This window comes from Capsulimonas sp., from assembly GCF_039929585.1.
GTDB lineage: Bacteria > Armatimonadota > Armatimonadia > Armatimonadales > Capsulimonadaceae > Capsulimonas.
The window spans coordinates 1-12,246 of sequence record NZ_JBDSQY010000024.1 but is presented as its reverse complement, the minus strand read 5'-3'; the positions used below and the strand labels follow the sequence as shown (position 1 = coordinate 12,246).

The 12,246-nt window shown below is 57.3% G+C and carries 11 protein-coding genes; 7 read left to right on the top strand and 4 right to left on the bottom strand.

The genetic code is table 11. The annotated features are described in order from the left end of the window. Positions 1–38 precede the first annotated feature (38 nt). The gene (locus ABIZ35_RS01190; RefSeq protein WP_348218049.1) at positions 39–878 is read right to left on the bottom strand and encodes a phytanoyl-CoA dioxygenase family protein; all 840 of its coding nucleotides are present in this window, start codon (positions 876–878) and stop codon (positions 39–41) included. A gap of 35 nt (positions 879–913) precedes the next feature. Further along, positions 914–2,755: a hypothetical protein gene (locus ABIZ35_RS01185; RefSeq protein WP_348218048.1), complete on the bottom strand. Its 1,842-nt coding sequence runs from the start codon at positions 2,753–2,755 to the stop codon at positions 914–916. Between the two features lie 143 nt (positions 2,756–2,898). On the opposite strand from ABIZ35_RS01185, the gene ABIZ35_RS01180 reads away from it, so the two are divergent. Beyond that, entirely contained in the window at positions 2,899–3,732 is an 834-nt protein-coding gene (locus ABIZ35_RS01180) for a helix-turn-helix domain-containing protein (RefSeq protein ID WP_348218047.1), read from the top strand. A gap of 4 nt (positions 3,733–3,736) precedes the next feature. Here the strand turns inward: ABIZ35_RS01180 and lnt are convergent, their stop codons facing one another. Further along, a complete protein-coding gene (lnt, locus tag ABIZ35_RS01175) occupies positions 3,737–5,320 on the bottom strand; it encodes an apolipoprotein N-acyltransferase (RefSeq protein WP_348218046.1) in 1,584 nt (527 codons plus the stop codon). Positions 5,321–5,351: 31 nt separating this feature from the next. Here lnt and ABIZ35_RS01170 point away from each other — a divergent pair, with 31 nt between their 5' ends. The 3 genes from ABIZ35_RS01170 to ABIZ35_RS01160 are packed head-to-tail and all read left to right on the top strand — an operon-like array spanning position 5,352 to position 8,501. Continuing rightward, positions 5,352–6,101: a hypothetical protein gene (locus ABIZ35_RS01170; protein WP_348218045.1), complete on the top strand. Its 750-nt coding sequence runs from the start codon at positions 5,352–5,354 to the stop codon at positions 6,099–6,101. A gap of 57 nt (positions 6,102–6,158) precedes the next feature. Continuing rightward, positions 6,159–7,382, top strand: a complete 1,224-nt coding sequence (locus tag ABIZ35_RS01165; RefSeq protein WP_348218044.1) for a glycoside hydrolase family 57 protein — start codon at positions 6,159–6,161, stop codon at positions 7,380–7,382. Positions 7,383–7,391: 9 nt separating this feature from the next. Then, entirely contained in the window at positions 7,392–8,501 is a 1,110-nt protein-coding gene (locus ABIZ35_RS01160; RefSeq protein WP_348218043.1) for an LptF/LptG family permease, read from the top strand. Between the two features lie 92 nt (positions 8,502–8,593). Here the strand turns inward: ABIZ35_RS01160 and ABIZ35_RS01155 are convergent, their stop codons facing one another. Further along, entirely contained in the window at positions 8,594–8,869 is a 276-nt protein-coding gene (locus tag ABIZ35_RS01155) for a GlsB/YeaQ/YmgE family stress response membrane protein (RefSeq protein ID WP_348218042.1), read from the bottom strand. 241 nt (positions 8,870–9,110) lie between these two features. On the opposite strand from ABIZ35_RS01155, the gene ABIZ35_RS01150 reads away from it, so the two are divergent. The 3 genes from ABIZ35_RS01150 to ABIZ35_RS01140 all read left to right on the top strand — a co-directional run. Continuing rightward, on the top strand, positions 9,111–10,184 hold the full coding sequence (locus tag ABIZ35_RS01150) for a glycosyltransferase family 87 protein (RefSeq protein WP_348218041.1): 1,074 nt from the start codon (positions 9,111–9,113) through the stop codon (positions 10,182–10,184). A gap of 43 nt (positions 10,185–10,227) precedes the next feature. After that, a complete protein-coding gene (locus ABIZ35_RS01145) occupies positions 10,228–11,895 on the top strand; it encodes a hypothetical protein (RefSeq protein WP_348218040.1) in 1,668 nt (555 codons plus the stop codon). Continuing rightward, on the top strand, positions 11,895–12,246 hold a 352-nt coding region (locus ABIZ35_RS01140), incomplete at its 3' end, for a hypothetical protein (protein ID WP_348218039.1). The genes ABIZ35_RS01145 and ABIZ35_RS01140, both read left to right, overlap by 1 nt.

Genomic DNA, 12,246 nt, shown 5'->3' with positions numbered 1-12,246 from the left:
TAATTTAAAAGTCTCAAAATACTGCTATGAGACGGCAGTTAATGCAGGGGGAGCGGATGGAGGACACCGCAGGGGCCGCCACCGACGGCGGCGGTGATGTGGTCGACCTGGAAACCGTCGAAGGTGAGACGGGTACTGTATCCTTCGGACATTTCTTCCGAGCTTTCTGGGACGTAGTGGAAGATGAGAGATCGGCGGAAGCGATCCGTGCTGGTGTTCGGCGTGGAGCCGTGGATCAGGCGTCCGTCGAAGAAGAGGACATCGCCCGCCGTCATATCACAGTGTACGGCCTGCATACCGGCCGGAACCGGCACATAATCGCTGGTGAAAGATACGGCCGGATCGGCCTTTTCCGGGCAGGCAATCTCTTCATACTGCGAGCCAGGAACGACCTTTATGCCGCCATTCTCAGCGTCCACGTCGTCCACCGCGATCCATGCGGCCATGCAGACGCCGGGGCTGACGCGCAGGTAGTAGTTATCCTGATGCAGTTCCTGGCCGCGCGCGCCGGGCGGTTTGAAGTAGAACATGCTCTGCACCGCGACGGGCTCATCGCGCATCAGCTCGCACAGGATCGGATAAAAGCGCTCGTCCAGCATGTATTGGAGCGATAAGGCGCCGACCGCGAGTTCGGGGCGCCTGTGTGGGTGCATCATTCTTGGATAGAACGAGAGTGGGTCTGCCGGATTATTATCGGCCCGCGATTCGCGAACCTCCGACAGGCCTGGTACGGGGCCGCCTGCGTTCTGCTCCATGAATGCTTCCCGAATACTCGCCGCCTCCTCGGGAGCAAGCATACCGCGCGCTACGAGATAGCCGTCGCGCGCAAATTGGACGCGCTGTTCGTCCGTCAGTGAGATGTCCGAAATTGCTGTCATGCCTGTCGCCCTCAATCGTGAACTTGTCTAAAAAACTATGGTAAAGAAATAGAAGTTTTGCCCGCCCGAATGGCTGGGTGAATTATCCACATCACAGTATCCGCTCCCATTCGCTCAGGAGCGGCGACACGCATAGCCCGATTAGCTTTCACCCATGCGGCGCTTTTCTCCGTCCCAGCAGCTAGGTCCCACAAACAGATAGGCAGACCATCGATCGCTTTGGGAGACTGAATAACTAACGATGTTCCGCTCGTCGTTTTCACAACATCCAGCGTGACGTTTGATAAGTCCACGGACGGAAGGTTCTGTTGCGGACTGAGCGGAGCCGCGTTTCGGAAATCGTACCACCACACCGGCAGATGAACGCTCCGGCCATTTGGCAAGGGCGCAGTCGGGTCGGAGATGAACGCGGCCTTGCCGTCCGATCCCTCCCAAACCGCCTCATCAGAGAATGAATAGGTGGTGGAATGCCCCGCCATGATCTCAGCGTCGGGAATGCTGTAGCAAATATCCGGATTAGCTTTGATGTGATGCTCTCGGTAATAGATCTGCAGATAACGTTTGTGGATAAAGATCAGCCCACCCTGACGCGCCCGGTCAATCAACCCGTTAAGCGTGGGGCGATTGTTGGGATTATTCATCTGAATGCAGAATGTCTCCGCCAGCGGAAATGAATTGCTCGCCAATCGATTATCGCGTTCGAACACCTGGGAAAACAGCATCATCCGCTGCACGGGGGAAAGCCCGGAAGATCCATTGTAGGTTCCCAGATCGGTCCCCTCTTCATGCCGGTCTTCATGGTCAAATACAGGAAGGTTCTGCCAGCCGGGAAAAATCATGGTGAACTGCGCGTCCGCCTTGCCGGTCCAGCGATAATCCGTCTTCGAAATCAGATAGGGAAAGCTCGGCATGCCTCGGTGCTTTTGGCGCCAGCCGACCTCCCAGCGATCTCCGCCATCGGTAAAATCGTAATCGGCAAACACGCCGGAGATCCACGTCAGCCCTTTGCTGCGGCAGCTTTCGACAAGTGTGTTCGAAGGAGAATAGGTAGCGACTCCGGTAAAGGGGTGAAATCCCCACTCTTTCCAATAGCGCTGGGCGCCTTCGATGATCGCCGAGCTTTGGTCCACACTGAGAGAGTGGAAGGTCGGATCGGGCAGCTTCTTGAAGCCATGAACCGCTTGCGTCTCCTTGCTGATCAAGTTTTCATATCCATCGACATGATCGGTGATACTCTCAAATCGCCCGGTGAACTCAGGATCGAGTTTGTGAAAATAGCCCCCGTCTAAAAAGGGAACGACTTCCGCTCCTGCTTCTACTTGCGCATGCCGAAACAAATCTCTCGGCTCCCAATCCGCCTTAAAGGGCAACTCTCCCACTAAAACAAGTTCGTAGTCGAATGGAAGATGCCCCGATTTCGCTTCGGGCAGATAAAGATCTTTGAGGTTTCCGGAATCGTGGTACTCCGCCGGCATTTGCATCCAAAAATTCACAGCGGTGACGCCCGGTTTCCATGCCGCGAAATAGCTGTAGATTTCATGGCCGCCAAGCTGGATAGCGGCGTAGTAATTCCCAGCCACTCTGGGCTGATATTTCACCAGAGCCTGCCATCGGTTCTTTTCCGGTATTTTTTTCCATTTCAGACGAACGTGCTCCACTGCGGTGTGCGAAGCCTCCAAGTAGCGGGGATGCACTTCCAATTCCGCAGGGAGATCGGTGGAAAGCACGCTCAAAGGTGTCGACACGGTCATTCGCACCGTTTCTCCAGGATTGACCAGGCCGTTATCGATCCAGATCCCCCAATCTGCGCCGGATGCGCTCAAGTTAGCCAGCAGGTCGGTGGAGGAAGCGGCGATTGATTTGGGAGAGCAAGTCAAAAAAAATAAACTGCTCGCGAATGCTATTTTCACAAAGTTTCTTACCAACGCTGTATACTCTCCAATATTAAAAGAAGTCGAGCTTTTCTCTCATATTTTAACATCAAGGCGCTGGCGGTAACAGACACGGAACGGCTAAAAACATGTCAAATCTTGCTGCCCCTGCTCCGCTCGATCTTCCCTATTATGTCGGCATGGTCTCGGGCTATTACCATATGTCGCCCGGCTACGCCGCCAAGAGGGAGGGAGGAACGCGCGACTGGCTGCTGACGGCGACGCTCAGCGGCGCCGGTCGCTTTGGTTATGGGAATGGGACACGAATTGCGCGCGTCGGCGATCTCGTGCTGCTGAAACCTGGGGCGCCCCACGATTATGGCTGTATTGCTGATGAGAAATGGGAGTTCTTCTGGGCGCATTTCCAGCCGCGCCCCGATTGGTATGAACTGCTGTCGTGGCCGGAATTCGCACCGGGGATGATGCATCTGACGCTGACGGAGCCGGTGATGCGCCAGAAGATCGTGGGGCAATTTGCGGAGGCGCATCGGCTGGCGACGGGGCGGCTGCGGCGCCGCGAAGCATTCGCCATGACATCCCTGGAGATGCTGCTGCTGCTTTGCGATACCCAGAACCCACTGACACAGCAGGCGCCGCTCGATCCGCGTATCCAAGGGTCACTCGACTGCATCTTCAGTCGTCTGCGGGAAAAGTGGACGCTGGACGATCTGGCGGAGGTCGCGGGTCTTTCGCCGTCCCGTTTCGCGCATCTCTTTCGGGAGCAAGTGGGTTCGCCGCCGCTGCAATTCCTGGATTTACGCCGTCTCGACCGCGCCCGAAGCCTGCTCGACCGCTCGCCCGTCTCCATCGGCGCCGTCGCGGAAGAGATCGGATTCGACCCGCTGTACTTCTCACGCTGGTTCAAACGCCATATGGGGATTGGGCCGCGCGCTTACCGGCGCCGCATGGAACGGAGCGCCTAATGGCTCAGGCCTTTTTATTTTGGGGACGTAATTGGGTAAAGGCGATGATCGCAAGTACGCCCCAGCACACCCAGACGAACCAGTCGCCCCAGCGTGTGTAGGGCGTCCTTGTCGTTCGTTGCTCTACGGGCGCGATGACGAGCTTGGACTCGAACAATGGCGCTTCATTGATCACTCGCCCCGCCGGATCGATGATTTGCGAAATTCCCGTCGATCCTGCCCGAACTAAATATCGATCACATTCGGCGGCGCGGATCGCGGCGATGGCGGCGTGCTGGCGCGCGGCGGCGGTGCGGCCGAACCAAGTATCATCCGTCACGACCGCGAGAAGGCCGGCGCCGCGCGCGACTTGTTCGCGTGTCAGCTCTCCATAAGACGATTCGTAGCAGATCGCCACTCCCACTTTCCCGACCGGCGCGCCGGCGTCCAGAAGCGCCTGATGCGCGGCGCCTTTCTTTCGGTCATATATCGTGAGATGCAGGGCGACCAAGAACTTCAGCCAGTCCCGCCCCGGCACATACTCCCCAAACGGCACCAATTGGCGCTTCACGTAAGAGCCGCGAATTGCGCCTGAACGATCGACGAGAAAGGCGGAATTGGCGTCGGAATGCGCCCGTTCATCCCATTCGTTGCCGCCGATCAGCAATGCCTGGCCATTTATGACACAGTCGGCGGAGACACGGTTGGCGAGATTGGGATCGTCGCGCAAATATCCGGGGAAGGTCGCCTCCGGCCAGGCGGCGAACAAGGAGCCCTTGCTCGCCGCCTTAGCCTCCATCTTCGAATATGCCTGCATTGTCTGCTCAACATACACAGGATCTTCCGGGCGGCGATTGGACCAGCGGACATTGGGATTAATATTTGTTTGAAGCGCCGCCGCTTGGAACTGCGGCTTCAAATGCTCACCACGCAGGCTGATGCTCCCATAAACTAAGGCGAGCGCAACAGCGGCAAGCACGGCGTTGACGAAGCGCGGCGGGTTGCGCTTTGTCAGGATCCCCGTGACTGCAACGTTAACCAGCACGATCAAAAATGTCAGTGGCCAGACGCCGCCGAGCTTCGTCAGTTGCAGGATCGTGATGACGCTGTGCTGGGTGTAGGCGAGATCGCCCCACCCCGTCCCCAGTTCTCCCAATTGGCGAACCCACTCCAAAGCGGTCCAAAGTGCGGGGATTCCCAACGCCCACGCCCACCGGTTCCCGTGGCGGCTCAGCAGGTGCGCGCCGAAGGCGAACAGCAGCACCACGCTGACCTGCGCCATGCTGCCGATGGCCCACGCCACCACGCCCAGCGCCGTTCCCAGCGCGTGCTGGGCCATGATCGCCAGCCAGTAGAGCACCCCGCCGTGGTAGATAAATCCAAAGACAAACGCCTGCCCCAGCGCATCACGCAGACGGGCGTGCGGATAGGTGGCAAGCATCGGAACGAGGCAAATCCAGGCCAGCCACGCCCAGTCGAGGTGGGGAAACGCGCCGACCGCCAGAAGTCCGGAAAGAACGGCGGCGCCGTACGTGCGGAGTATGATGCGAGCGCGGGATGGTTTCGATGTTTGGAGGGGCTGCGCCGAGCCCAAATCGGTTATTGCCAATGAAGAATAAATCCTGCTATAATGACCGAACATGACAAGAAAGACATGGATGCTGGCGGCAAAGATCGCCCTGCCGATTTTACCCCTCTTAGCCGCCGCCGGATGCGCGCGCGCCCCAAGCGGAGCGGAAAGCACAACCGGACCGCAGGTGATCGTTTCGATGACCGTCGCCCATCGCATCCGCCCCGACTACTTCTACTTCGTCCTTTTCAACGTTTCCAGCGCCTCGCCGCCAACCAGTGTTGGTCCGATTCCCGTTGTCGGAACTCCCTGGGGCAACGGGTTCGCTCAAGGCGACATCACGGGGTTAGTTCGCTATGACGCCGCTCAGGGCAACACGCACTACGGCGTTTACTCGGTCGTTCCAGGTACGAATAACCGACAGTTCACTCCGCTGGGCTCGCCGCTGCAATACACAGTCGTCGGCGATACTGGAAACACGATCCAGTTCCGGATACCACTGTCGCAGCTGGCGACAGCGGGGATTTCGGTCGATCAAATTCAATCACTGCAGATCAATTTTGTAGCGACCAACGCGATCCTGGAAGACGCGAACACGTCCGCAACGAAGCTGTTCGACGCGCTCGGCGACGCCCGCCAGGTCGGCGGCGTCAACAATCCGATTACGATCTCAGCCACAACCTCCAGGATATACCAGAACAGCGACTCTCTTACACAAGAGCCGTCCGGCGATGTCACCCAGGCTGGAAATGGAGTGTTTCAGAACACGAACGAACCGGATCTAGACATCGTCAACTGGACCGTGGAAATCAGAAACTAAGGTAGAGTATACCAGGAGCTTCGCTCCCTTACGGCCGCAAATAATGGAAGTAACGCCATGACATTGATCGTCCCATTCTTTTTCGCTCATCAGCCGTCCCGGCTTCACCCGACCGAGAAGCGCCAGCCCGGCGCGCTAAAGTCGCCGGAGGAGCTGGAGACGTACTATTTCGAGCAGGATTTCGACAAAGAAATCTTCCTTAAGGTCGCGGATAAGTGCTATCGTCCAGCGACACGTTTGATCCTCGATCTGGTGCGAAAGCACGCGAACGACGAGAAGCCATTCCGGGTGGCTTACGGCCTTTCAGGAACCCTGCTGGATCAAGCGGCGCGCTACGCGCCGGACGTGCTGGACCTCTGGAAAGAGCTTGCGGACACGGGACTGGTCGAGTTTACCGGCGAAACCTACTATCATAGCCTTGCTGGCTTGTTCGACGACGAACGGCGCGAGTTCCGTGAACAGGTCGCCATGCATCAGGCCAAGATCCAGGAGCTGTTCGGGCAAAAAACGACGATGTTTCGGAACACGGAGATGATGTACAACAACTCCGTCGCCGCCGCCGTTCAAGACATTGGCTTCCAGGGCATCATCACCGAGGGCGTGGACTGGCTAATGGCGGGCTGGCGCTCCCCGGACTTCGTCTACCAGAGCACCTCGGGCCTCCCCGTACTGCTGCGCAACTATCGCCTCAGCGACGACGTCGGGTATCGCTTCTCCAACAAAGGTTGGGAGGGTTATCCCTTGACGGCTGAGAAGTTCTCCGGCTGGCTCGCGGGAAACACCGACCCGATGGTGCTGCTGGCGCTGGACTATGAAGCTCTTGGTGAGCACATGTGGGCGGATACGGGCATCTTTGATTTTGTCGGCGCGCTGCCCTCGCAGATCGCGCAGTATCCCCAGCTGGAATGGGCGACACCCACCCAGGCCGTCTCTCGGCTGCAATCCGCCGGCGTGGTGGATGTCCCCGACTTCTCCACGATCTCCTGGGCGGACCGCGAGCGCGACACCAGCGCCTGGCTTGGCAATGAGATGCAGCAGTTCTGCTATGAAGAGATCAAGCGCATGGAGGACGCCGTCCGCGCGACCGGCGATCCGCACGTGCTGCATGTCTGGAGATTGATGCAGACGAGCGATCATCTCTACTATATTTCCGACAAGGCGCTCAGCGACGGCGATGTCCACCAATACTTCTCGGCCTACGGCACGGTGGTCGAATCGTTCGTCCGCCTGCATACCGCCGTCTACGATCTGCGCCGCCGCGCAGATCATTGGGGCGCGTAAGAGATTTCCATGAAGCGCATGGACCGCTATGTCCTCGGTGAGATGGCGCCGCCTTTTATAGCCGGCGTCATGCTCATCGTCGTGATGCTGATCGGAAACACGCTGTTTCCGCTCATCGAAAAGATCGTAAAGTACGGCATCCCATTCAAGGTGATCGCCAAGCTCGTCGTCTTTAACATCCCCACCCTGATCGTTCTGACGCTCCCGGCCGGCACGGCCCTTTCCGCCTCGTGGGCGGTCAACCGTCTGGCCCGCGACTCCGAGATCACCGTGATTCGCATGTCGGGCGTATCTCTGCGCCGGCTGTTCATGCCGATCTTTATCGTCGGCCTGCTGGCGAGCATTACGGCGTTCGTCGTCGCCGACCGCGTTGTGCCGCGCGCGCAGCACGAATTTCAAACGACGCAGAATCAAATGGTGGGCTACGCGCTGCAATCGTCGCCCAGCATCGCCGCGAACAAAGTTTTTACGTTCGACGACTATGCCTTTCATATTCGCGAGATCCAAAAGGATCCGTCGGGAGATCCCAACAAGCTGCGCCTTCTGGGCGTCACGATCTTCCAAAATCCCACCAATGGAGCGTTTCCGACCATCACCACGGCGCAGAGCGCGACGTACAATCGCGATATCTGGGAGCTGCAAAAAGTGGTGGTCCATCATCTGGCGAAGGACGGCTCCGAACGGTTTGAGGTCCAGGCCGGAACCGCCGCTCTTAACCTGCGCGTTCCACTGATCGATATTGCCTCGACCGCGATCCAGCACCCGGACGAGTTATCCATGGAACAGCTCGGGCAGCGCATGCGCGCCTTGAAAAGCACCGGGCAGGATGGGAACCAGGATTTTCGGGAGATCGCCGTCAACTATTACATGAAGCTCTCACTGCCGTTCGTCTGTTTGGCGTTCGCGCTCTGCGCGCCTCCTCTGGCGCTGCGTTTCGCGCGCACCGGAGCATATACGGGAATATTCTTGTCACTGGTCATGGTCTGGGTCGGCTGGAATACGCTGCTGCTGGCGAAGTTTCTGGGGCTTGGGGGAGCGCTCAATCCCATCCTCGCCGCCTGGGCGCCTGATATTCTCTTCACGGTCATCGGACTTTACCTGCTCTGGCGGATCGAGTAAACCGATTGAGAGGACAGACGTGAAAAAGGCCCGGACAACGATGTCCGGGCCTTACTGGCGAATGCTCGCCTTATCTTAAGTCGATGCGATGGTTACATCGCTCGGCGGCCGCTTAGCATACGGCTGATCATTACGACCACGATAGCTCCGATGGCCGCCCAAACGATGCTCATGATGTCGAGCGTCGTGGTAAACGATCGGCTTCCGGTGATCAAGTGATAGATAAACCCGCCGACGACCGCGCCGACGATACCCAGAACCGTAGTTCCAACAAAGCCGCCGGGCTCATCGGCCGTGCCGGGGACAATCGCCTTGGCCAGAAGGCCGGCAAGAAAACCAACAACAATCCACATCAAAATCGTAAACATCGACATTTTCCTCCCTGGGGTAACTGGACTTCCTGTCTCTTCCAATAGCGCCATCCTTAGCGCCGCGCTGCATGTTTTCAGTGTGTTCTAATCAAGTGTGCGTTCAGTATTTCACTGACACAGGTATATATCCGTTTCAATAACCAGGTCAAACATGCCGCGAAAAAAGTTTTGTAATATCTCCGATAACCGTAAGCGCTCCTCCTGAGCGAAGCGGCGGAAACCTGGTGTATAATCCCTCATGAACAAGCTTGCGCTGACTTTCTGGCGATCTGATTTGCTGCGGTCCTTGATTACGGTGCTCGCCGCGCTGCACTTGGCTTATCAGGTGTTCTTTTTTATTCCCGCACATTGGAACCGCAGCGATTCGATGCGTGACACGCCCGTTTTTTATATGACGGCACAGAATGCGCTCCATCACCATACACTCTATCGAGCGCGGCCGGACTACGGCCCGGACAAGATGATGGCCGGCCCTTACTTCCTTTATCTGCCGCAATTCGCCATGCTGGAAGCTCCACTTGGCGACGTGTCGCCAATGACATTTTCCCGTATCTGGTACGCACTTCTTCTGACGGCGTTTTGGACTTTTGCCGCGAGCCTCGCCCGTATTTCTTCCGGACGGTTTTCCGTGGATGGAACATTAAAATGGGGATTGGCGGTCGGGGCGACTCCTGGAGTTTATTTCGCATTGTCCACCGCGAACGCCGATCCCATGATGTGGGCCTTAGTGGGAATGGCGATTGCGACAAATCAGCGAGGGATCTTTTTTGCACTGGCGGCTCAGCTGAAACTGTATACTCTTTTGCCGCTGGTCCTTGCCGTGTGGAAAGAAGGGCGACGCGTTGCGATCCCCGCGGCGATCTTGCTTTTCGTCGGTTTTGCGGCGGGTCTCATATTTTGCGGACTTCACTCCTACTGGCAATGGGCAAACTGGGTGCTGCCGATGATTCGCCAGGGCACTTTTTACCCGGGCGACATTTCCCTCTCGCTTGCGTGCCTCCGACTGGCAAAGCATTTGGGATGGCATTATGTTTCCGGTCCGCTTCCTCCCGGTCCACGTTTGACGCTTTCGCTGCTGGGAGTGATGGGACCGCTCTTCGTCACGTATTTGGCGCGCAAGCAAGAGCCTGTGAAGCTGTATTGCTACGCCACAATCGCTTCCGTCCTGTTTTCGCCCTATTGCTGGAACTATTATCTGCCGATCTGCTATCCTCTGGTCGCCCTTTATGTCCGAGACAGCTATCGCGCCTACCTAGCCACAATCGCTAAGCCGGCTTCTTCTCTCGACAGCGCCGTTCCCGTATTGCAGTAATTCAGAAGAAAGCCGTCCCGCCAGTTCTCAGACGTAGATTTGTATGACACAACGACTTATTGGTAAGCAGAGAACTCTTCTTGGAATCCTTGGCTTTGCGCTCGCGGTGTTCGTCATCGCTCTGTGCTTCAATCCTTCGCCGGCGACCGATCTCTTCTGGCAGATGCGAACCGGCAAATTGATTGATGAAACGCATCAATTCCCTTATCACGACACCTACTCATGGTCCAGATATGGAACGCCGTGGATCGTCCATGAGTGGGGAATGTGCGTTCTTCTCTGGAAACTGTTCGCGGCGGGTGGATATCCTGCGGTATGGATATTCGAAGTCGCCGCGCTTCTTGCGACATTTATCGCTCTGTATGTGATCTTGCTGCGCGAGACCGCCGGCGCTCCCGTGATTGCGTTCCTCATGTCGCTATGGGCGGCGTGGACGGTGAGCCCTCTCATTTCGCCGCGTCCTCACCTCATCACTTACCTTGCGCTTACGATTTTGGTCGGCGTCGTTCTCCGTGTGCGTCGCGGCTCCGCGCATGTTCGGCATCTTTACTGGGCGCCTGTGATTTGCGTTGTTTGGGCGAACTTTCACGCCGGCGTCATCGCCGGCGCGGCGATCCTCGCCGCATTTGGGATCTGCGACTTTGTGGAGGGAAAATACTTCAGTGGGGACGACGCCGAAAAGAAAGACCGTTATATTGGCGTCGCCCGAGCGGAGTTGATCGCGGCGGCGGCGTGTTTTCTCGTCATGATGGCGAATCCTTACGGCGTGAGGATCTTTGAAATCTTCCGGTCAACGGTCGGCGATCAGACAATGCCGGAATTCGTCAAAGAATGGCAGGCGGTCGATCTGCACAGCGCGTCCGGACATTCGCTGGTGTTTCTGATCGCGATCTGCGCGCTTGGGCTGGCGTTTTCCCGCCGCAAGCGCGAAGTCGCCGAAGTGGCGATCTTTGTTGCGCTGGCCTACGCCGCTCTCAACACCAATCGCAACGTCCCTCTGTTCGCCCTGGTCGCCATCCCATTGACAGCCCGTCACATTTTATCGTCTTTAGAGCGGCTTATTGAGATAATGTCTCCCAGCGCAAGCGTCAACAACTCGTTGTTTGGACGAACACCGCCGCTGTTTCTATCTTCGCTGCTTGCGGCGACGGTCGCTGTTTTCTCGCTATTGGTGTGTTACAAAAACATTCAAAGCGCCGCGCAGCCGAAACGCCCGCTTCTGGAGACGATTACCCATCAGGCGTTTTACCTAGACTACTTCCCAGAGTCTGCGTGCCGTTTTATGGAAATGGAACAATTTCCAACATCGGGCAAGCTCTATAACGCATATAACATCGGATCCTATCTGGAGTGGCGTATTCCCCAGTATCCCGTCTTCATTTCCACACAAACAGACGTGTATTTTGGAAAGGTGCTGTCCGATTACGCCTCCATGAGCGCCCTCCCTTACGGATGGCCTCAGAAGCTGGACGAATATCACCCGGACTACGTGCTGACATCGGCTGACGCCATTCAGGCCAGGCTCTTTATGTCGGCGCCGGACTGGAGTCTTGTCTACGCGGATCGGCCGGACGTGGATGTGGATAACGGAAAATTGAACGCTCTGATCTTTGTGCGCAAGCAGCCGAAGTTTGAGCCTCTGATCGCGCGCTGCCGTATGCATTGCCCCGCCGCCGTCGCCATTACCGCAAAGCTGGACGCCGCTCGGTAATGTCAAACGAATTCTTAAAGAACTGGAAAGAACTAACGCCCTGGCTTCTTGGCCTTGCTCTGGTCGCGCTCCTCATTGGTCTGTGCGTCAATCATATCGCCAGTTTTGACTTGTTCTGGCAGCTTCGAGCCGGTCACGATATCGCCGCGAGCGGCCATGCGCCGCACATGGATACCTACTCCTGGACACGCCATGGAACGACCTGGATCGCCCATGAGTGGCTGTGCTTCTGGATGATGTGGAAGCTCCATCAGATGGGCGGGTTCGCGGCGATCTGGATCGCAGAGGCGGCGCTGGTCGCGCTGACATTCGTGCTGGTGTATGTCCACGTCCTGCGTGAAACCGAGGGAA